A 21,079-nucleotide genomic window follows, 5' to 3' on the forward strand; every position below is an offset into this window, starting at 1 on the left:
GCTGAGGGGCCAGACCCTGGTTTTCCTGGAATGACTATCCCCTGGCTTCGGTAGTGATAGCTGGGGTGGGTCGAAAACCTTGACTAGGAGTCCATCGCGGCCCGGACTTCCCGTGCGAGGTCCTGCAGCGAGAAGGGTTTGCCCATGACCTTCAGCTCCCCTTCCATCACGCCATGGTGCTCCATGATGTCGGCGGTGTACCCGGACATGAGCAGGCACCGGAGCCCGGGCCGCATCTTCCGCGCGCGCTCCGCCAGTTCCCGTCCGTTCATTTCCGGCATGATCACGTCGGTGAGCAGGAGCCCGATGTCCAGCTCCGGCTGGGCCAGGAAGGCCAGGGCCTCGCTGGGGGAGGCCGCGGCCAAGGTCCGGTAGCCCAGGCTCCCCAGGAGCATCACGGTGACGTCCAGGTGCATGGGCTCGTCCTCCACCACCAGGACGCATTCGCGGCCGCCCCGGGACGGGGCCTCGGCATCGGCGCCGGGGAGCTTCTCCACGGGGCCTTCGTGGCGGGGCAGGTGCACCCGGAAGGTGGTGCCCTGGCCGGGGGCGCTGCGCACCTCGATGAACCCGCCGCTGTGCTTGACGATCCCGTACACCGTGGCGAGGCCCAGGCCCGTGCCCTTCCCCACGGCCTTGGTGGTGAAGAAGGGCTCGAAGATGTGGCTGAGGACCTCCGCGTCCATGCCCCGGCCGTCGTCGCTCACCTCCAGGACGACGAAGTCCCCGGGATGGGCCGGCGGGGCCTCCCCGGGACGGACCACGCGGTTCTCGGTGTGGATGGTCATGCGGCCCACGCCGGCGATGGCGTCCCGGGCGTTAACGGCCAGGTTGGCCAGGATCTGGTCCACCTGGGTGGCATCCATGCGCACCGGCCACAGCCCGTCGCGCTGGGCGTAGTCCAGGGTGATGTTCTCGCCGATGAGCCGCGAGAGCATCTGGAGCATGCCGGGGATGGCCTGGTTGAGGTCGATGACCGTGGGCGAGACGGTCTGCTTGCGCGCGAAGGCCAGGAGCTGGCGGGTGAGCTCCGCGGATCTCATGGCGGCCTTCTTGATCTCCTCGAAGCGGTCCATGGCCTTGCCGGGGGCGCTGTGCAGCATGCCCACCTCCGCATTGGCCACGATCACCCCCAGCATGTTGTTGAAGTCGTGGGCCACCCCCCCCGCCAACCGTCCGATGGATTCCATCTTCTGGGATTGCTGGATCTCGGCCTGGAGCGCCTGGCGCTCCCGCTCGGCCTTCACCCGCTCGGTGATATCGGAAAGGGTGAGCAGGAACTCCCCTCCGATGGCGGTGGCGGAAAGGAGCACCGTGCGCGCCTCCCCGTCCAGGCAGGCCAGGGTGGCCTCGAAGGGCGCGGCGCCGGGGCCCGCGGCGGCCCGGGCCTCCAGCCAGGCGCGGGCCTGCTCCCGGCTCGCCGGATCCGGCCAGGCGCGTTCCAGCCACTGGGCCAAGGATCCGATGTCCTCCAGGGTGAACCCGAAGGTGCGGCTGAACTGCCCGTTGAGGGCCACCATGAGGCCGCCCTCCCCCAGGATGCACATGGGCACGGGGGCGGCCTCGAAGAGCTGCCGGAACCGCAGCCAGCTGTCCTGGAGGGCCTGCTCCTTGAGCTTGCGCTCCGTGATGTCCTTGGCGATGCCGTAGTGGCCCATGATGCCGCCCTGGTCGTCCCGCAGCGGGCCCTTGGTGACCAGGAAGGTGCGGGGACCCTGGGGGGTGGCCAGCACCTCCTCCAGGGTGCGCGCGCTGCCCCGCAGCAGGATCGCGGAATCCTCCTCGTGGGCCCCGGGCCCCTGGGCCTCCTTGCCCAGGATGTCGGCGGCCTTCATGCCGAAGGCCCGTTCCGCTTCGGGGTTGAAGAGCAGGTAGCGCCCCGCCCGGTCCTTGGCGTAGATGGCGTCGCTGGACGCGGTGGCGATGCCGTCCAGGAGCCGCAGGGCCCGGATCCGCTCCGCCTGGAGGCCCTTGTCCCTTTCGGCCTGCACCAGGATCCGCTGCTGGCGGAACATGCGGTCCACCAGCACGGTGATGAAGATGGCCAGCAGCGCCGCCAGGCCGATGACCGCCACCTGGTTCCGGCCCGCGGCGTAGAGCTCGGACTGGTCCACCTTGGCCACCAGGAACCAATCGGTGCCCCGCACCGGCTGGACCACGCCGGCCACGAGCCCCCCGTTGTAGTCCTTGCCCTTGATGAAGGACCCCAGGGGCGCGGTGCCGCGAAGGGCCTGGGCGGTGAGCAGTTCGCTCCCCTCCAGGGGTTGGGTCATCTGGATCTGCCCGTCGGGGTTCTGGGGGGAACCGCTGAGGTACTGCACCTTGTCCCCCAGGCGCCGGAACAGCACCACCTCCCCCGTGGCGGTGGGGACGGGCCACACCTGGAAGCGGGGGTACAGCTGGGACGCGGGATCCACCGTCAGGACCAGGATGGGCCCGGGGCGGTCCCCGTCGGGCGCCATGGGCGCCAGGAAATCCAGGCGGAGGGCGCCCCCGGGATCCCGGTAGGGACCGACGACGCGGCTGACCCGGTCCCCCATGGCGGCCTTGACCGCCTCCAGCAGTTCGGGGGCCTGGGAGGGCTGCGGGGGGAAGGTCTGCGCGGTGAGCTGATCGTCGAAGACCCGGAGCACCTGGAAGCCCTTCAGGTCCCGGTAGGTCTCCAGGTTCCCGAAGAGCCGCGCCCGTTCCGCGGCGTTGCCGCTCTTCCGCCACGCATAGTAGGCCTTGGACCAGAACCGGGAGGAGGAGGCGAAGGCCACGTCCCCGCGCCGCTCCTGCACCCACTCCGACACCTGCAGGGCCTTGCTGTCGGCGACGGCCTGGAGCCGCGCGGCCTCCGTGAGCTCCAGCTGGCGGTAGACCTGGTGGATGCCCCCCCACGCCAGCGCCAGGATCACCAGCCCCAGGATCAGCACGGGGGGCACGAAGCGCCGGACCCGGGTGCGCCGCTCCCGGGAAGGCTCCGGCCGGAGGACGCGCTTCATCATCCGGTACAGCAGGAGGGAGGTCACCCCCACGAAGAACCAGCCCTTGATGGTGCTCAGCGTGGTGATCTGGTCCGCGCTGGCGGCCACCATCACCACCAGCCGGTCCGAGAGCAGGATCCACACCGCCGAGAACCCGGCATAGTACAGCACCACCCGGAGGATGGCGATGGAACCTCGGGAAGGACTGGTCTCCGGAATCATGGGGTGGAACTTTCTGGGTTCACCAGGATAACCCGCCGGAAGCCAGATGTTGAGATATTCATTCCCTCACAGGAGTTCCGCCCGGAGCGCGGCGGCGTCCGCGGGCAGGCTCCGGGAAAGGACGGGGCGGTCCCGCACCTCCAGGAGGGCCGGGGGCAGGGGGACGCGGATGCCCAGCTCCGCCTCCAGGGTCTCCCGGAATTTCGCGGGGTGGGCCGTGGCCAGGAAAACCCCCGTCTCCCCGGGGCGCAGGTTCCCCGCCAGCACGCCGTGGGCCACCGCGGCGTGGGGGTCCGGGAGGTAGCCGGCCCCGTGGAGTTCGCGCATGGAATCCAGGGTCCCCGCGTCCGTGAGGCTCCCCCGGCGCAGGGCGCCGCGCATGGCCTCCAGGTCGCCCTGGAACAGCGCGTGGATGCGCTCCCAGTTGCTGGGCGCGCCCACGTCCATGGCGTTGGAGAGGGTGGCCACGGAGGCCCGGGGGCGGTAGACGCCGGTCTCCAGGAAGTCCGGGACGGTGCGGTTGGCGTTGGTGGCCACCACGAAGGCCTTCACGGGCAGGCCCACGCGCTTGGCCAGGAGGCCCGCGTAGAGGTTCCCGAAATTCCCGGAGGGCACGGCGATCACCGGGGCCTCGCCGGTGCGGGCCACCGCCTCGAAATAGTAGGTCACCTGGGCCAGGAGCCGGGCGATGTTGATGCTGTTGGCCGAGGTCAGGCCCAGGCGCGCCGCCAGATCCGCGTCCCCGAAGGCGCCCTTCACCAGGGCCTGGCAGTCGTCGAAGGAGCCCTCCACCGCGAAGGTGCGGACATTGTCCCCCAGGGTGGCGAACTGCCGCTCCTGGAGGGGCGACACGCGTCCGGCGGGGTACAGCACCACCACCTGGAAGCCCGGGAGGCCCAGGAAGGCGCTGGCCACCGCGGCCCCCGTGTCCCCGGAGGTGGCGGTGAGCACGGTGCGGCGCCTCCCGTCCCCGCGCGCCGCCAGGGCCAGCATGCGCGCCAGGAACCGCGCGCCGAAATCCTTGAAGGCCAGGGTTGGCCCGTGGAAGAGCTCCAGGGCGTGCACGCCCTCGCGCACCCGCACCACCGGAACGGGGAAGTCCAGGGCGGAGCCCACCGCCTCCTCCACCTCGGCCCGGCTGAACTCGTCGCCCAGGAAGCGGTGGAGGATCTCCGCGGAGCGGGCCTGGAAGCCCATGGCCAGGAGCGCCTCCACGTCCCGGAAGCAGGGCACGGGCTCGGGGACCCAGAGGCCCCCGCCCGGGGCCATGCCGCACTGGATGGCCTCCCGGAAGGTGGCGCGGTTCCTGGGATCGCGGGTGTTCACGAGTCGCATGCTAGACCTCCCTTGCGCCGCGGGTGTCCAGGCCGCAGATCCAGGACGTGCTGGGCAGGCTGGCCTCCCCGAAGGCGCCGCGGATGGCGGCGGCCACGGCGGGGGCCTCCCTCTCGGGCGCCACGGCGAAGACCGAGGGCCCCGATCCCGACAGGCTGAAGCCCAGGGCCCCGGCCCCGAGGGCCGCGGCCTTGGCCGCGGGGAATCCCGGAACCAGCGCCGCCCGGAAGGGTTCGGCCAGGGGATCCCGCAGGCAGCGTCCCAGCAGGGCCCGGTCCCCGGTGTGCAGGGCATGCACGAAGCCCGCGAGGTTGCCGGCGAAGCCCACCGCCCCCGCCAGGGGCACCTCCCCGGGAAGCACGGCGCGGCTGGCGGCGGTGGGCAGCTGCCATTCCGGATGCACCACCACGAAGACCAGGTCCCCCGGCCAGGGCAGTTCCCGGGCCGTGGAGCGCCCGTCCCGGCCGGGCACCACCATGCGCAGCCCGCCCAGGAGGGAGGGCGCCACGTTGTCCAGGTGGCCGGCGCCGCTGTAGACGCCCTCGGCCCGGCCCGCCAGGGCCAGGAGCTCGGGGCCCTCCAGGGGGAAGCCCGCGGCCCGCTGGAAGGCGGCCAGGGCCGCCACCACGGAGCTGGCGCTGGAGCCCAGGCCGCTGTTCACGGGGAGCCGCTTGTCCAGCGTCACGGCCCAGGACGCGCCGGCGCCGGCGCGCTCCCGGAAGAGCTCCAGGGCCCGGAGCACGAGGTTGGGCCGCCCGTCCCCGGCGAGCATGGGCGCGAAGGCCCCCTCCAGGACGAAGCGGTCCTCGGGGGCCGGCTCCACCGTGACGAGATCGCCCAGCAGCGTCCCGTCCAGGGGCGCCAGGGCCGCCCCCAGCAGGTCGAAGCCCGCGGCGACGTTGCCGATGCTGGCCGGCGCGAAGACCCGGATGGCCGGGCTCAATGGACCAGCCTCAGCACGTCGGAGAGAACGCCGGCGGCCGTCACCTGGGCGCCGGCCCCGTAGCCGCGCACGACCATGGGATAGGGGCTGTAGCGCTCCGTGAAGAAGGCGAAGGCGTTCTCCCCGCCCTTGACCTGGGCGAGGGGATGGTAGGCGTCCACCACCCGCAGGCCTACGCTGCAGCCCTCCGGGGTGAAGCCGCCGATGTAGCGCAGGAAGCCCCCCTGCGCCGCGCGCCGGGCGAAGTCCTCGTCCAGGCGGGGCAGGCGCTCCATGAAGGCGTCCACGTCCCCGCCGGCGTCGAAGTCCGGGGGCAGCAGGCCCTCCACGGCCACGTCCTCCAGCTCCAGCTCCAGGCCGATCTCCCGGGCCAGGATGAGGAGCTTGCGGGCCACGTCCATGCCGCTCAGGTCGTCCCGGGGATCGGGCTCCGTGAAGCCCTGGGCCCGGGCCTGGGCCACCGCCCGGGACAGGGGCACGCCCTCGCCCACCGCGCCCAGGATGAAGGACAGCGAGCCCGAAAGGATGCCCTCGAAGCGCTGCACCACGTCCCCGGTCTTCACCAGGTTCTGCAGGGTGTCCACCACCGGCAGGCCCGCGCCCACGTTGGTCTCGTAGAGGAACCGCCGGTGCAGGCGCCGGCAGCGCTCCCGCAGGTCCTTGTGGAAGGCGGTGGAGGCGCTGTTGGCCTTCTTGTTGGCGGCCACCAGGTGGAAGCCCGCCTCCAGGATCTCGGGGTAGCGCGCGGCGAGCTCGGCGCTGCTGGTGCAGTCCACGAAGACGGGCATGGCCGGGCGGTCGCGGCGCACCGAAGCCAGCACCTGGTCCAGGTCCGTGGGCACCGCGGCCGCGTCGAAGGCCTCCCGCCACCGGGCGAGGTCCCGGATGCCGTGGGCCATGCGGCGGCTGGTGGCCAGGGTGTGGACGCGGATGTCCAGGCCCTGCTCCCGGAACCGGGGCTCCTGCCCCTGGATCTGCTCCAGGAGGCACCCGCCGACGTTGCCCGCCCCGAAGAGCACCAGGTCCAGAGTCCCGGCGGTGCGGAAGAAGCGCCGGTGCACGTGGGGCATGGCCCGGCGCCCGTCCTCCTCCCGCACCACGGCGGAGATGATGCGCTCGCTGGAGCCCTGGGCGATGGCCACCACGTTGCAGTCCACGTCCGCCAGCGCATCGAAGAAGGTGCCGGCGATCCCGGGCCGCAGGTGCATGCCGTCGCCCACGATGCTGAGGATGGACACGCCCTCCTGGACCTCCACGGCGTCCACGAGCCCCGCGGCGCGCTCCATGCGGAAGGCCTCCTCCAGCACCGCCGCGCCCCGGGCGCCGTCCTCCCGGCGCAGGCAGAGGCAGATGGCCAGCTCGGAGGAGCACTGGCTGATGAAGACCACCGAAAGGTCGCGCCGGGCCAGGGCGGAGAAGGCCCGGGAGGCCATGCCGGGCACCCCGGCCATGCCCGGGCCGGAGATGTTGAGCATCACCAGGGAGGGCAGGAAGGAGATGCCCCGGACCCCCAGGGGCGGCGCGGCCACGCCGTCCCGCACCAGGGTGCCGGGATGCGACGGCTTGAAGGTGCTGGCCACCCGGATGGGGATGGCCCGGGAGCGCACCGGGGCGATGGTCTTGGGATGCAGCACCTTCGAGCCGAAGAAGGCCAGCTCCATGGCCTCCTCGAAGCTCACTTCCGGCAGGGGGAAGGCCTCGGGGACGATGCGGGGGTCCGCGCTGAAGACCCCTTCCACGTCCGTCCAGATCTCCACCAGGTCCGCGTCCAGGGCCGCGGCCGCCAGAGCCGCGGTGTAGTCCGAGCCCCCCCGGCCCAGGGAGAGGATCTTGCCCTGGGCGTCGCCCCCGAAGAACCCCGGGAGCACCCACAGGGCGGCGTCCCCATCCCGCTCGGCCTGGAAGCGCGCGCGGATCTCCCCGGGAAGGGGCCGGCCCTCCATGGGTTCGCCCTCCAGGAGGATGTACCGCCGGGGGTCCAGGTACCGGGGTTCCAGCCCGCGGGCCCGGAGCAGGGCCGTGAGGATGGCGCAGGAGGCCCGTTCCCCCAGGCTGGAGAGGGCCGCCAGCACCGAGGAGGAGCATTCGCCCACCAGGGCCACGCCCTGGAGGATGCGGGCGCACTCCGCGGCCAGGAGCTCCAGTTCCGCCCCCAGCGCCTCCGCCCCCGGGCCCAGGTCCGGCCCCAGGTCGGCGGCCACCTGCCGGTGCCGGGCCAGGAAGGCCTCGGGGGCCCCGGCGGGGCCGCCGGGGGCCGCCACCAGGAGATCCGTGATGCCGGCCAGGGCCGAGGCCACCAGGCAGACCCGGTCCGTTTCCAGGGCCGCGGCCACCAGGCCGGCCACGTCGCGCATGCGGGCGGCGTCCCGGACGCTGGTGCCGCCGAATTTCATGACGCGTAGGGGGACGGATGGGGGCCGGCTGTTCATGGGGTCCTCGACAAATGCGAAAAGCCCCGCGTCCTTGTGGCGCGGGGCGGAAAGTGGAAGTGATGATCCGACTAAGCCGTCCCCGCGCCGGGATGGGTACCGGTCGTGGTGGTGGTCATAATGGGGAAACCCGCGTTCAGGGCGCCGCTTCCGGCGCGGGGGCCGGGGGAGGGGCGCAAGCCTGGGAACGGGGACATCATCTGCCTACCATCCCCGAAACAGCCTTCCAGGTCAAGGAAAGGATCACTCCCCCCGGAGAAAGCGGAGGCGCTTCGCGGCTTCCCGGGTCGCCGAAAGTTCCATCCCGCCCGTCACCCGCACCTTGGCCCGGCCCCCGAAGAGGGAGCGGATGTCCTCCACCGCCTGGGGGTTCAGGAGGACGGTGCGCTGGATCCGCACGAAGAGCACCTCGTTGAAGGCCAGTTCCACCTCCTCGAAGGAACGCCAGGGGGTGGCCTGGCGCTGGCCTGCCACCCAGGCGTGCACCTTCCCGTCGGCCACCTCGAAATGGGTGGTGACCTCCAGATCCACCGCGGGGGCCTCACCGGGCCGGGGCGACGGCGCCTGGACGGGATCGGGGGCGGGCGCCGCCGCCGGCCGGGGCCGGTGGACGGGCTCCCCATGGGCCTTGGGCTCCGCGTGGGGCGCGGGCGGGAGCGGGCTGGGCCGGGGCGGCACGGGGGCGGCGGGCCGGGGCGGCGTCTCCCTGGGGGCCTTCGGGACCTCGGCCGCCTTGCGCCGCTCCAGTTCCCCGGCCTTGCGGGCGGAGGCGTTCCTCCGGCGCTCGGCCCGGGACAGGTGCCTGGGGGGCTCGGGCGGAACGGGCTTGGCCGGGGCGGACCGGGCGGGGAGGCTCTGGACCGGCGGGGGCTTGGGGGGGGCGGGGAGGGGTTGGGCCGGCGGGGGCTGGGGGAGGGCGGGCTCCACCCGCGGGGTTTCCGGGCGGTGGACGAGGGCCAGGGCCGTGAGGTCCAGGCCCCCCAGGCCGTGCTCCTCGGCGAGAACCACCTGCCGCCGCAGGGGCGCCACCATGGGAAGGTCCATCCCCAGGTCCTGGGAGGCCCGCAGGATCAGGTCCAGGTCCTTGCCGGCCAGGGCCAGGGTCTGGTCGGAGGGCTCGTGGTCCCGGCGCACCATCAGGCCCCCGAAGGCGTCCATGGGCGGCGACTTGAGCAGGCCGAGGTTGAGCAGGCGCAGGTAGTCCGCGGAGGCGAAGCCGGCCTTCTCCCCGAAGGCCAGGACCTCCCCGAGGGTCTCCACCATGGCCACCGTGAGGAGGTTGGCCCCCAGCTTGAGGGCGTGGGCCAGCTCGGCCCGGGTCCCCACCCGGGTGATGCCCCGCCCCAGGGCCTCCAGGGCCACCAGGCAACGGTTGACCTGGGTCTCCGGCCCCGCGGCCAGGATCCAGAGGCGCCGGGAGACGGCGTCGCTGGGCTTGCCCAGGACCGGGGCGGCCACGTAGCCCTGCCCCGCCGCCGCGTGGGCTTCGGCCAGGCGCAGGGACAGGTCCACGCCGATGGTGCTCATGCAGAGGTGGATGGCCCCGTGGCCCAGTTCCTCCAGGAGCCCGCCGGGGCCCCAGGTGATGGCCTCCTCCGCCGCGTCCCCGGACACCATGGTCAGGGCCACCTGGGCCGTGGACACGGCGTCGGACACGGTGGGGCTGATGCGCACGCCGGCGGCGGCGAGGGCCTCGGCCCGCTCCGGGGTGCGGTTCCAGAGGGTCACCTCATGGCCCAGCTCGATGAGATTCCGGGCCATGGGGGCGCCCATCCGGCCCAGCCCGAGGATGGTGATTCGCATGGGGACCTTCTCCTGAAACCGTCCCCTACTTGGGGGTCAGCTTGAACTTGGGATGGCATTCCAGGCACTTGACCACCGGCGGCTTGTGCTGGAAGTGGCACTGGGTGCACAGGAAGGGCCCCGGGTGGCCCCCCTTGGGGGTGGCATGGGGGTTCACCGCCAGGGACTTGGTGAAGGCGGCCATGGCCGGGCCGTCCCCGTGGCAGCCGATGCACGAATCGTCGGCCGCCGCCTTGGTGGGCTTTTCCTCGTGGTGGCAGTCGAAACAGCTGACGCCGGCCTTCACGTGCTTGGGGGCGGGCTTTTCATCCGCGGCCCGGGAAGGCACCGCCAGGAAAAAACAGGCCAACAGGGGGGTCAGGACACGGAACGGGTTCATGGATGGTCCTCCAGATTTCACAGGATCTCTTGGAACACATAGGGTCAAGGCGTTAGTCTACTAAACTACAACCCACAGGTCGCCTGGTACTTCCTGGCCTCCCTTCAGGGAAGATCCTTCTTCGTCCATTCATGTTCGGGAGAACTTCATGGGCAAGCCTCATCTTTTCGCAGCCCTCGCCCTTTGCCTGGCGGCGGGATCCCCGGCCCTCCAGGCCCAGACCGCCCAGGTCCGGGCCAAGGTGTCGAGCACCCTGCTTTCCTATGTTCCCGCCACTCAGGTCACCACCCACCTGGAGATCCCCGGCACCGATGCCCTTTCGGATCTGGGGGACGAGTGGAACCGCGTCTTCCGGCAGTTCCAACCCAAGGGCGGGATCGCCTACGTGGCCAAGGTCACCAAGGACGCCGCCAAGGACCTGGCGGAGGGGACGCGGCCGCTCATCATCACCGCCCGGGAGCTCACCCCCGAGGAGATGAAGGCCTTCCAGACCAAGTTCGGCTACCTGCCCATGCGCATCCCCGTGTGCATGGACGCCCTCATCGTCTTCGTGCACAAGAACAACTCCCTCTCGAGCATCACCATGGAGCAGCTGGACGCCATCTATTCCCGGGATCGCCTGGGCGGCGCCAAGGAGCCCATCAAGGAATGGAGCGATCTCCGGGTGAGGGGCGACCTGGGCAAGCGCGAGATCCGCGCCTACGCCCGCGCGGAAGGCACGGCGATCCGGGACTCGTTCCAGGCCAGCGTGCTCCTCAAGGGGCCCTACCGTCCGGGCCTCATCCCCAAGGACGATTCCGCCTCCCTGGCCGAGGCCGTTGTGACCGACGAGGCCGGCATCGCCTTCGGGTCGCTGTCCTCCTGGTACGCCGGCGTGAAGGTCCTCGCCGTGGTCCCGTACAAGGGCAGCGACGCCCGGTTCCCCACCCAGGAGAACGTGACCACCAGCCGCTATCCCATGCCCCGCACCTACTACGCGTACGTGAACCGGGCCCCGGGCCAGCCCCTGGATCCCACCGTGAACGAGGTCCTGCACTTCATCCTCAGCCAGGATGGCCAGAGTTCCGCCGCCGATGTGGGGATCCTGCCCGCGCCGCCGGAATTCCTCGCCATCGCGCTCAAGCGCCTGGAACGCTGACCTGAGGAGCCTGTCCAAGTAATATTCGGCCCCGCGATGGTGGCACCGGCCATGGCAAGACAAGGCCCGCGAGGAGAGCGATTCGGGTAATCGTTCGACGAGTGGAACGCGGGATTGCCGTGGCCGCTGCCACCACCGGAGGCGGCGTCTGGAGGCCCGCCTATCGTGCGCAAGTCCCTTGAAAATATGACCTATATTTCCCGCGGGCCTTGCGCTCGATAATCGGGCCTCCAGGCGCCGTCGCGGGGCCGAATATTACTTGGACAGGCTCCTACTGGGGCCAGACGAAGCCCGGCTCCGAGCAGAGCACCTCCACCAGGCCCTGGGCCCGGGCCCGGCCCAGGTCCCAGCCGTCGGCGTCCCGCAGGGGCGCCGGATCGGCGTCGGGGCGGAAGAGGGCGCCCACGAAGCGGTCCCGGCCACTGCGCTTGGCCGCGGCGAGGCAGGCCTCGGCGATCGCCATGCCCTGCTCCCAGGTGCCCAGCTCCGGCCCCTGGGGGAGCAGGGGAAGGGCCGTGAACCCGATGGAGATGCGCTTGCGGATCAGGTCCCCGCCGGGCAGCTGGAAGGTCAGGTCCCGCACCGCCGCCAGCAGGTTGCGGGCCACGGTGGGGGCGCCTGAGCGCCGGGCCCGCCGGGCCACCACCAGGAAGGTCCCCCCGCCCCACCGCACCCGGAAATCCGTCTTGCGGGTGATGCGCTTGAGGGCTTCGCCCAACTGGCAGAGCACCGCGTCCCCGGCCTCCTGGCCCCAGGTGTCGTTGACCTGCTTGAAGTAATCCAGGTCCATCAGGTAGAGGAGGATATCCTCCTTGGCCTCGCCCGGATCGCGGCCGGCGGCCTGCATCTCCTGGTAGGCCCGGCGGGCCTGCTGGGCATCCGTTCCCAGGGCCTGGTCCAGGAAGCGCCGGTTGTGGAGCCCCGTGAGGGGATCCACGAGGCTGGCCTCCTGGAGGGCCCGGTTGGTGGCCTCCAGGGTCCGGGCGCTGTCATCGATGCGGCGCTCCAGGGCACTGTTCTGGTCGAACAGACGACGGATCCGCCATTGCAGCCAGAACACCGAGAGCCCCAGCAGGACCAGGGCGGCCAGGAGAAGGAACCACGTGAACCACCATGCCGACAGGCCTTGGCCCTCGCCCGCCGGGGCAGGCGCGAGGGCGAAGGGGAGGATGGGCAGGTTCAGGGTGGCACCCCCATGGGCAGGGAGGATCGAGGTCGAGGCGCTGCGTGCGGCCTGTTCCTATTAGAGGGCAGGAGCGCCACGGGTTCCAGCCTTTCTCGCGGGAGTGCGGTAGGATCGAGCCATCCCGAGGTAGCCCGCCATGCGAATTCTCCCCGCCGCCCTGGCCCTGATGATGATTCCGGCCGTCCAAGCCGCCCCCCGGCGCACCTGGGATTTCGGGACCCTCAGCTACGTGAAGCGGGTCCCCGCCGAGAAGGGCGCCCCCGCCAACGCCCACCCCGCCACCCTGGACCCGGCCGCGCTGGCCCAGGCCCTGGGCGCCGTGCGCTTCGCCGACGGCGCCAAGGACGCCCCCCTGTTCATCCCCGCCGAAGCGGAGGCCCTCTCCAAGGCCCTGGCCGAGGCCCTCGCCGCCGCGGGCCCCGGGGAGGACCTGGTGATCCTCAGCACCCTCAAGCGCGAAGGCGGCTTCTTCGCCGAATCCCTGGGGGTGACGGCCCGGGTCTTCCTCGCCGGCGGAAAGCTCAACCTCCTCGTCCACGACGCCCGCCTGGATTTCGTCTACGCCTACAACCTGGACAACCGGCTCCCCCCCTTCGAGTACGGCTTCCGCGCCAAGCCCGCCCCCACCGTCCTCAAGGCCGAAGGCGCCGCGTCCCCGCGGCCCGACTGGCTCGAACTCCCCCTGCCCTCCCCGAAGCCGGCCGCCGCCACTCCCCCGCCCGCCGCCAAGCCCGACGCCGCCAAGCCCCCCATCCCCCCCAGCATCGAGGAGCGCCTCCGCGGCCTCAAACGCTTCCGCGACCAGGACCTGATCACCGAAGCCGAATACGTCAAACAAAAACAAGACCTCCTGAAGGAGTACACCCGGGGGAACGACTAGCCCGGCTGCGTCGTCGTACGGGTCCCGGACCTGCGCCCCGTTTCGTCATCGCCGGACAAGCCGGCGATGACGGAGGTGGGGGAAGGGACGTGGGGGCTCGGCTGCGCGCATTTGCTTCGTTGGGCCGAAGGGGTGGGCGGAACGTAATGGCCATCCTGGAGGGCCCTGGCTTGGAGGGCGGCCTCAAGAATTGGTGGAATCGCTTCGCGTGATGCGTTGGGGTGGTGGTGGGCGCCGAAGCTGATCGGTTCGGGGACGGATCTGACGAAGGCGAGGTCGCGTAGGTGACGCTTGATCCGATCAGCCATCGGCGCGAACCCACATCCTCCACGAACCTCGCGAAGCGAGCCCCCACGGTGGGTCGGGGCCAATGGGTGACAACCCAGGCCCATCCGCGGGGTGGGATCTTTCCGTTGCCGCGGGCCCCGCCCGCGGCAACGACCCGGGGCGAGGATCCGGGCCCCGTACGCCCACTCCCCCGGCAGCCTACCGCAGGAAGATCCGGGGGTCGATGCGGGCGTTGTTGAGGCTGAGGGACCAGTGGAGGTGGGGGCCGGTGGCGCGGCCGGTGCTGCCGACGCGGCCCAGGGGGTCGCCGGGTTTTAGGACCTGGCCTTCCTTCACGAGCACCTTCGAGAGGTGGGCGAAGAGGCTCACCACGCCTTCGCCGTGGGCCAGGTACACGGCGTTGCCGCTGAAGAAGAAGTCGCCGGTGAGCACCACCACGCCGGCGGCGGGGGCCCGCACCAGTTGGCCGGCGCCGGCCTTGATGTCCAGGCCGGAGTGGGGGGCGCGGGGCTCGCCGTTGAAGAAACGGCGCAGGCCGAAGGAGGACGTGAGGGCGCCGGCGGTGGGGCGCTGGAATTCCAGGGTGGGGGTGAGGCCCTCGGGCCAGGCCACCCAGGCGGGCTTGGACAGGGCGGCCTCGCGGGCGATGCGGGCCTCGTCCTCGGGGGACGGGTTCACCTGGCGGGTGTTCTTGAGGGTGACGTGCTGTTCGGGGTAGCGCTTGTCCCGGATGGTGAAGGGCACCGGGGCTCCGGCGGCGTCCACCTGATCGGGGCCGGGTTTGGCGGAGAGCGGGATGCCCACCACCGCCTCCCACCCGCGGGCGCCCTTGCGCACCAGGACGGGCTCGCCGTGGTACGAGGCCTTGGGGCCGGGCACCGCCACCAGGGCCACGCCCCCGGGCACGGGCGAGGCCCTGAAGGGCAGCGCGGCGAGGACGGCGGGGAGCAGCAGGGCCGGGATCATCCCTGAACCGTAGCATAGGTTAGTCTGTAGCCTCCATGATCCGTCCCCCGGCCAAACCCTGGTTCACCCTGGGCCTCTGCGGCCTCCTGGCGCTGGGCCTGGCCGCGGCCCGGAACCTCGCGCGGCCGCGGTACGTTCCCCCTTCCCGGGTGGAGGACGCGGTGCTGCGCATCGCCATCAACCTCACCCCCAACACCCTGGACTGGAACCTGAGCAGCGACTTCAGCCCGCCCAACTACACCGTCGCCCGCGCCACCATGCGGGGCCTCTACACCTGGAACGCCTCCCAGGAACTGGTGCTGGACGTGGCCCGGTCCTGCGACGTGAACGACCCGGGGCGGCCCCGCACCTACACCTTCCACCTGCGGGACGACGTGTTCTGGTCCGACGGGGCCCCGCTGCGCGCCGAGGATTTCGTGCTGGGCTGGCGCCGCGCCCTGGACGGGAAGGAGAGCAAATACTTCAGCGACATCGTGGGGGTGCGGGACTACCTGGCCCTGCCCCCGGGCCCGGGGCGCGAGGGGGCCCTGGCGCGGGTGGGCTTCCGGGCCCTGGATCCCCGCACCTTCCAGGTGAGCCTGGCGGCGCCCAGGACCTACTTCCCCGGCTACCTGGCGGGGGTCTACGCCTTCTACCCCGCCCCCTCCCACCGCCTGCAGGGCCTCACCGAGGAACGGATCCGCGCCTACTACCGGCGCACCGCCGGCGGAGACCCCCTGGCCCTGGGGCCCTACCGCATCCGGGAGTGGAACCGCCTGGACGAGAGCATCGACCTCGAGCTCAACCCCCACTACCCCGCCCTGTCCGGGCGCGTCCCCCGGGTGCTGCTGTTCCCCTCGGACCTGGCCACGATGCTCTACGACCAGGGCCGGGTGGATTTCAATTTCCTGGACGACGGACCCTCCACCTTCCGGCACCCCGCGGACCGCCGCCAGGCCGCGCTGTGGAGCACCTTCTGGATGGGCCTCAGCACCCGGCTGCTCCCCCTGGACGTGCGCCGCGCCATCGCCATGGCCCTGGACCGGAAGGCCCTGGGCGAGCACGTCCTGCCACGCTTCCGCGCGGCCTCCCAGCTCCTGCCGGAGGGCTTTCCGGGGCGCCTGCGGGAGGGCGACCCCCGCCTGGGGGCCCTGCCCCCCCTGGACCGGGCCGAGGCCCGGCGCCTGGTGGCGCGGGCGGGGTGGACGGGCCGGGAGCTCACCCTGGCGTACCACGAGAACGGCACCTTCCTGCCCGAGGCGGCCCTGGCCGAGGGCGTGCGGGTCCAGCTCGCGCAGGTGGGCCTGCGGGTGCGCCTGGTGGGCACCCGCTCCATGGCCGAGGAGATGCTCACCCCGGACCGCCGGGCCCGGCACGAACTGCATTTCCGGCGCACCGGCGCCGACTTCCCCCACCCCCAGGAATTCCTCCTCCCCTTCACCTACGGCGGCGACCCCGCCCAGGACAACGGCAGCTACACCGGCTTCGAGGCCGGGGGCGCCGGCCCCGCCTACCGCCGCTTCGAGCGGGAGGCCCAGGCCACCGCGGAGGTGGGCCCCGCGGCCATGGCGGACCACGCCTGGGAGGCCCAGCGCATCCTCCTGGCCGAGGAGGTGGCCCTGGTGCCCCTCTTCTACCCGGACCGCTACTTCCGCACCCGGCCCTGGCTGCGGGAGCTCACCATCGACCCCTTCAACTTCATCGACTTCACGAGGCTCACCTGCAGCCTCCCGGTGAAGCCGTGAGGATGCGCATCCTGCGGGACCTGGCCATCATCCCCATCGTCGCCTTCCTGGTGCAGGCCCTGGTGGTGCGCCTTCCCGTGCCCGTGAACGAGGACGCCAAGCGCCCCCAGGTGGTGTCCCTGCAGGCCCAGATGGAGCGGGACCTGGGCAAGGGCCGGCCCCTGGGGTTCCTGCGGCCCTGGGTCAAGCTGGCCCGGGGCGAACCCCTGGGCAACGACCAGCAGGGCTTCGATATCGGCGACCTGGCCGCGGCGCTGGGCAGCAGCCTGCGCATCGGCCTCCTGGGGCTGGTCCTCTCCCTGGGCTGGGCCTACCTCTACGCCTGGTTCCGGGTGCGCACCCGCAGCCGCCTGGACCGGCGCACCCTGGAGGTGCTGCCGGACCTCATCTACGCCACGCCGCCCTTCTTCTTCGCGCTGGCGCTGGCCATACCCCTGGGCACCCACCTGGCCGGATCCCGCCTCCCCTTCGAGGCGGCCGCCGCCCTGGCCACGGCGCTGCCGGCGGCGGCCTTCTTCGGCCAGGTGCTGTACGGCGCCCTGGCCCGGGAGATGGCCCGGCCCTACATCCTCACGGCCCGGGCCAAGGGCCTCCCCGAGGACCGCATCGTCTGGCGCCACGCCATGCCCAACGCCACCCTGACGCTCCTGGACGGCGCGGTGCCCAAGGTCACCCTCCTGCTCACCGGCAGCTTCATCGCCGAGCGGGTCTTCAACATCCACGGCTTCGGCTACCTCTACGTGTACGCCGCCGAGCAGCGCCAGGCCGCGCTGGTGGTGGTGGGGACCACGGTGTTCGCGGCCCTCCTGGTGCTGGTGTCCATGGCCGCCCAGGGCCTTCGCGCCTGGCTGGAGCCCCGGCCATGACCCCGCGCGCCAAGGGCCTCACGGGCCTCACCCTCCTCCTGCTCCTGCTGGCGCTGTCCTTCCTGCCCCGCTGGATCCAGGCCTGCCCCTTCGGCATGGACCTGGAGTTCCCCACGAAGACCGTCTGCGAGCGCGCCCTGGGGGGCCTGGGCCGCTCCATGGCCCTGGCCGGGGGCGTGGCGGGCCTCACCACCGCCCTGGGCATCCTGCTGGCCCTGGCCGGCGCCCAGGGCAAGGGCGCCGTGGATTTCGCCATCACCAAGGTCTCGGAATTCTTCTTCGCCCTGCCCGACATCCTGGTGCTCATCACCATGGCCTTCCTCCTGCGCACGGCCCGGGACCTGGGCTTCCTGGACCTGGACCCCACCCTGGCCGTGGGCGCCTCCCTTTCGGTGATCGGGTGGGCCGTGCCGGCCCTCATGTTCCGGGCCCGCCTCAAGGCCCTGGGCGAGGCGGAGTTCGTGGCCGCCAGCCGCGCCCTGGGCGCGGGCGAGGCCTGGATCCTGGCGCGCCACCTGCTGCCCCAGATGAAGGGCTTCGTCCTCGCGGTCTTCCTGCTGCGGGTGCCGGCGGTGATCTTCATGGAATCCACCATCAGCTTCCTGGGCTTCGGCCTGCCCCCCACCACCCCCAGCCTGGGCACGTACGTGGGAAGCAACTACCGCAACCTCATCCTGGGGGAATGGCGCATCGTCGTGCCCGTGTGGATCCTGCTCCTGCTCATCTCCATCGGCTTCTCCCTGGTGGGCAAGGCCCTCCTGGCGGGGGAGGACGCGTGAGCGCGCACCTGGAGGCCCGGGACCTCACCATCGCTTTGCGGGGCGGGAACCTCCTGGTGGACCGCCTTTCCTTCGACCTGGCTCCGGGCCGCACCCTGGGCCTGGTGGGCGAGAGCGGCTCGGGCAAGAGCCTCACGGCCCTGGCCCTCCTGGGCCTCCTGTCCGAGGAGCGCTTCGAGGTGGCGGGGCACCTGCGGATCCTGGGGGAGGAGCCCCGGGACTGGAGGCGCCTGCGGGGCAAGGTCATCGCCATGGTCTTCCAGGAGCCCCGCCTGGCCCTGAACCCCCGCATGGCCGTGGGCAGGCAGATCGCCGAGGTGCTGGAACTGCACCGGGGCCTCCCCCGGGGCGAGGCCGCGCGGGGAGCGGCCCACTGGCTGGACCGGGTGGGCATCGCCGCCGCCCGCGCCGGGGACGTGCCCGCCACCTTCTCGGGCGGCATGCTCCAGCGCATCTGCATCGCCATGGCCCTGGCGGCGGGGCCCCGCATCCTCGTGGCCGACGAGCCCACCACCGCCCTCGACACCACCGTCCAGGCCCAGGTGCTGGACCTGGTGGCCAACCTGCAGCGGGAACTGGGCCTGGCGGTGCTCCTGGTGACCCACGACCTGCCCCTGGCCGCCCAGCGCTGCGACGATCTGCTGGTGATCTACGCCGGGCGCCCCATGGAAAGCGGCCCCACCGCCCGCGTCCTGGGCCACCCCCGGCACCGGTACACCGAGGCGCTCATCGCCTGCGCGAGGTTCCCCCGGGAGGCCGGCGCGCCCCTGGCGGCCATCCCCGGCCAGGTGCCCCTGGTCACCCCCCAGGCCATCCCCCCCTGCGTCTTCGCGGACCGGTGCGCCGCCGCGCGGGACGACTGCCTCAGCCGGCCCTACACCTGGTTCCCCGAAGGCCACGCCTGCTTCCATCCCCCCGGGGAGGCCCCATGAACCTCCTGGAAGCCCGGGCCATCCGCAAGGCCTACCAGGGCCGGCCCGTCCTGGCCGGGGTGGGCCTGGCCCTGGGGGAGGGCCGCACCCTGGGCCTGGTGGGCGAGAGCGGCTCGGGCAAGACCACCTTCGGCCGGATCCTCATGGGCCTGGAACGGCCCGACGCGGGCGAGGTGCTCTACCGGGGCGAGCCCATGCCCCCCGCGGGGAGCCCGGCCTGGCGCGCCCTGCGCCGCCGCATCCAGGCCGTCCACCAGGACCCCTCCGCCGTGCTCAATCCCTTCTGGTCCATCCAGGAGATCCTGGAGGAACCCCTCCGCGTGCAGGGCCTGGCCCGGGCCCAGCGCCGGGCCCGCATCCCGGCCCTCCTGGACCAGGTGGGCCTCCCCGCCGCCGTGGCCCCCCGGCTCCCCGCGGAACTGAGCGGCGGCCAGAAGCAGCGGGTGGTCATCGCCCGGGCCCTCTCCCTCGCCCCCGACCTGCTCTTCGCGGACGAGCCCGTCTCGGCCCTGGACACCTCCGTGCAGGCCCAGATCCTCAACCTCCTCCTGGAGATCCGCCGGGAGCGCGCCATGGCCATGGTGATCGTCTCCCACAACATCGACGTGGTGCGCCACATGGCCGAGCGCACCCTGGTGCTGCGGGACGGGATCATCGTGGAGGAGGGTCCGTCCCAGGCCCTCTTCGACCACCCGGAGCATCCCTTCACCCGGGCCCTGGTGGGGGCCCTGCCAAGGCTGGCCTCACCCCTGTGATCCCGCTAGAACTCCCCCCAGCGCACCACCGTGGGCTTGACCACCAGGAGGCGGTCCCTCGTATCCTTCCCGCGGGTCCCCGCCTGGGCGCCACCGCCCTTGCCGTCCTCCCGCAAGCCACCGAAGACGGCGGTCTCGCCGTCCTTGAGGTGCACGGTGGTCTTCATGGCCCGCTCGTTGGGGCCGGGCTTGCCCGCCTGGAGGGGCTTCTTCCGGAATACCATGATGGACGTGGGGTCCAGGGCCTTGTAGAAGAGATCGTTCTGCAGCATGAGATTGTCCAGGGCCCTCCGGAAGTCCATGCCCCGCAGATCCGCGCAGGTGCTGGCGTCCAGGCCCTCCGCCGACGCGTGGAGGAGGACGGTCACGCCTGACTGTTTGCCCAAGCCCTGGAGGGCCGCGGCCATGAGGCGTTCCGTGGCATCCCGCCGGGGGTGGACGCTAGACTTCCCCCGGGAGGTCCCGGGCCGGTGCGCATCGCCAACCCCATCTATGACGTCGTGTTCAAGTACCTCCTCGACGACGAGAAGGTCGCCCGGCTGCTGCTCTCCGCCCTCCTGGGCAAGGAGGTGCTCGAACTGCAGTTCCGGCCCACGGAGGTGCACCACGAGGCGGCCAGGCCCGACGCCACCCAGCTCCTGGTCCTGCGCCTGGATTTCGCCGCGACGGTGCGCCTGGAGGACGGGAGCCGCAAGCTGGTCCTGATCGAGATCCAGAAGGCCCGCAGCGCCTGGGACGTGCAGCGTTTCCGGCGCTACCTGGGTTCCAACTACGCCAGCCCGGAGAACGTCTACCTGGATCAGGATGGCCGGAAGCAGGCCCTGCCCATCGTCACGATCTATTTCCTGGGCGAGGGCCTGGATTGCGTCGACGTGCCGGTGCTGAGGATCAACCGGCAGTACCTGGACCTGGCCACGGGCGAGGAGGTGCGCATCACGGATCCTTTCGTGGAGGCGCTCACCCACGACGCCATCGTCGTGCAGATCAACCGGCTCAAGAACCGCCGGCGCACCGAACTCGAGCGCCTGCTGGAAGTGTTCGACCAGGGCCTGGCGTCCCGCACAGACCCGCACCTGCTGGACATCCTGGAGGAGAACTTCCCGGAAAGGCACCGGGAGGTGCTTCGCCGCCTCATGCGCGCCAGCGCCGAGCAGGAGGTGCGGGACTGGATGGATGTGGAGGACGATATGCTGGCCGCCTTCCGGGACCAGGCCCGCGAATCCTCGGACCTGCGGCAGGCGGTGGCTGAGCGGGACAAGGCCTTGGCCGAACAGGCCGAGACCTTGGCCGAACAGGCCGAGAGAGAAAAGGCCCTGGTCGAGAAGGAAAAGGCCCTGGCCGAGAAGGATGACCTCATCGCCGAACTGAAGAGGCGAGCAGAGCAACCGCCTCCTGGTTCGTAGGCCGGTCCCTTTCGGGCGGGGACCCTTTGCCTGCCAATGCGATGACCCTTCAGGCGCAGGGGGGGGTTGCGCGGCCCCGTGC

17 protein-coding genes are annotated in these 21,079 nt (G+C 71.8%); 8 read left to right on the forward strand and 9 right to left on the reverse strand.

What is annotated here, in order from left to right; all coding sequences use genetic code 11:
* Nucleotides 1-83: 83 nt before the first annotated feature.
* From R2J76_RS17335 to R2J76_RS17360, 6 genes are all read right to left on the reverse strand, one after another.
* Nucleotides 84-3,191, reverse strand: coding sequence for a PAS domain S-box protein (locus R2J76_RS17335; protein WP_316412906.1), 3,108 nt, complete (start codon nucleotides 3,189-3,191; stop codon nucleotides 84-86).
* Between the two features lie 66 nt (nucleotides 3,192-3,257).
* Nucleotides 3,258-4,526 (reverse strand): threonine synthase, encoded by a 1,269-nt coding sequence (thrC, locus tag R2J76_RS17340; protein ID WP_316412907.1) that lies wholly within the window; start codon nucleotides 4,524-4,526, stop codon nucleotides 3,258-3,260.
* A gap of 1 nt (nucleotide 4,527) precedes the next feature.
* Entirely contained in the window at nucleotides 4,528-5,469 is a 942-nt protein-coding gene (locus R2J76_RS17345) for a homoserine kinase (RefSeq protein WP_316412908.1), read from the reverse strand.
* Nucleotides 5,466-7,898, reverse strand: coding sequence for a bifunctional aspartate kinase/homoserine dehydrogenase I (thrA, locus tag R2J76_RS17350; protein ID WP_316412909.1), 2,433 nt, complete (start codon nucleotides 7,896-7,898; stop codon nucleotides 5,466-5,468). The genes R2J76_RS17345 and thrA overlap by 4 nt, the downstream gene beginning before the upstream one ends.
* Before the next feature lie 243 nt (nucleotides 7,899-8,141).
* The gene (locus R2J76_RS17355; protein ID WP_316412910.1) at nucleotides 8,142-9,701 is read right to left on the reverse strand and encodes an NAD(P)-dependent oxidoreductase; all 1,560 of its coding nucleotides are present in this window, start codon (nucleotides 9,699-9,701) and stop codon (nucleotides 8,142-8,144) included.
* Between the two features lie 25 nt (nucleotides 9,702-9,726).
* Nucleotides 9,727-10,080, reverse strand: coding sequence for a cytochrome c3 family protein (locus tag R2J76_RS17360; RefSeq protein WP_316412911.1), 354 nt, complete (start codon nucleotides 10,078-10,080; stop codon nucleotides 9,727-9,729).
* Between the two features lie 148 nt (nucleotides 10,081-10,228).
* Here R2J76_RS17360 and R2J76_RS17365 point away from each other — a divergent pair, with 148 nt between their 5' ends.
* The gene (locus tag R2J76_RS17365; RefSeq protein ID WP_316412912.1) at nucleotides 10,229-11,218 is read left to right on the forward strand and encodes a PstS family phosphate ABC transporter substrate-binding protein; all 990 of its coding nucleotides are present in this window, start codon (nucleotides 10,229-10,231) and stop codon (nucleotides 11,216-11,218) included.
* 271 nt (nucleotides 11,219-11,489) lie between these two features.
* Here R2J76_RS17365 and R2J76_RS17370 read toward each other — a convergent pair whose 3' ends face one another.
* A complete protein-coding gene (locus R2J76_RS17370; protein WP_316412913.1) occupies nucleotides 11,490-12,278 on the reverse strand; it encodes a GGDEF domain-containing protein in 789 nt (262 codons plus the stop codon).
* Between the two features lie 262 nt (nucleotides 12,279-12,540).
* Here R2J76_RS17370 and R2J76_RS17375 point away from each other — a divergent pair, with 262 nt between their 5' ends.
* Complete coding sequence (locus tag R2J76_RS17375; RefSeq protein ID WP_316412914.1) at nucleotides 12,541-13,284, forward strand: SHOCT domain-containing protein; 744 nt, start codon at nucleotides 12,541-12,543, stop codon at nucleotides 13,282-13,284.
* A gap of 486 nt (nucleotides 13,285-13,770) precedes the next feature.
* Here R2J76_RS17375 and R2J76_RS17380 read toward each other — a convergent pair whose 3' ends face one another.
* Complete coding sequence (locus R2J76_RS17380) at nucleotides 13,771-14,538, reverse strand: peptidoglycan DD-metalloendopeptidase family protein (protein ID WP_316412915.1); 768 nt, start codon at nucleotides 14,536-14,538, stop codon at nucleotides 13,771-13,773.
* Between the two features lie 35 nt (nucleotides 14,539-14,573).
* Between R2J76_RS17380 and R2J76_RS17385 the strand changes: the two genes are divergently transcribed.
* The 5 genes from R2J76_RS17385 to R2J76_RS17405 are packed head-to-tail and all read left to right on the forward strand — an operon-like array spanning nucleotide 14,574 to nucleotide 19,594.
* Nucleotides 14,574-16,262, forward strand: a complete 1,689-nt coding sequence (locus R2J76_RS17385) for an ABC transporter substrate-binding protein (RefSeq protein WP_316412916.1) — start codon at nucleotides 14,574-14,576, stop codon at nucleotides 16,260-16,262.
* A 2-nt stretch (nucleotides 16,263-16,264) separates the two neighbouring features.
* The gene (locus R2J76_RS17390; RefSeq protein WP_316415900.1) at nucleotides 16,265-17,128 is read left to right on the forward strand and encodes an ABC transporter permease subunit; all 864 of its coding nucleotides are present in this window, start codon (nucleotides 16,265-16,267) and stop codon (nucleotides 17,126-17,128) included.
* The gene (locus R2J76_RS17395; protein ID WP_316412917.1) at nucleotides 17,125-17,907 is read left to right on the forward strand and encodes an ABC transporter permease; all 783 of its coding nucleotides are present in this window, start codon (nucleotides 17,125-17,127) and stop codon (nucleotides 17,905-17,907) included. Before R2J76_RS17390 ends, R2J76_RS17395 begins: the two co-directional genes overlap by 4 nt.
* The gene (locus R2J76_RS17400; protein WP_316412918.1) at nucleotides 17,904-18,839 is read left to right on the forward strand and encodes an ABC transporter ATP-binding protein; all 936 of its coding nucleotides are present in this window, start codon (nucleotides 17,904-17,906) and stop codon (nucleotides 18,837-18,839) included. The genes R2J76_RS17395 and R2J76_RS17400 overlap by 4 nt, the downstream gene beginning before the upstream one ends.
* Nucleotides 18,836-19,594, forward strand: coding sequence for an ABC transporter ATP-binding protein (locus R2J76_RS17405; RefSeq protein ID WP_316412919.1), 759 nt, complete (start codon nucleotides 18,836-18,838; stop codon nucleotides 19,592-19,594). Before R2J76_RS17400 ends, R2J76_RS17405 begins: the two co-directional genes overlap by 4 nt.
* Before the next feature lie 5 nt (nucleotides 19,595-19,599).
* On the opposite strand, the gene R2J76_RS17410 is transcribed toward R2J76_RS17405, so the two are convergent.
* Nucleotides 19,600-20,001: a hypothetical protein gene (locus tag R2J76_RS17410; protein ID WP_316412920.1), complete on the reverse strand. Its 402-nt coding sequence runs from the start codon at nucleotides 19,999-20,001 to the stop codon at nucleotides 19,600-19,602.
* Between the two features lie 63 nt (nucleotides 20,002-20,064).
* Here R2J76_RS17410 and R2J76_RS17415 point away from each other — a divergent pair, with 63 nt between their 5' ends.
* Entirely contained in the window at nucleotides 20,065-20,997 is a 933-nt protein-coding gene (locus R2J76_RS17415; protein WP_316412921.1) for a hypothetical protein, read from the forward strand.
* Nucleotides 20,998-21,079: the final 82 nt, after the last annotated feature.

The sequence above is a fragment of the Mesoterricola silvestris genome, assembly GCF_030295405.1.
In the GTDB taxonomy this organism is placed as follows: Bacteria; Acidobacteriota; Holophagae; order Holophagales; family Holophagaceae; genus Mesoterricola; species Mesoterricola silvestris.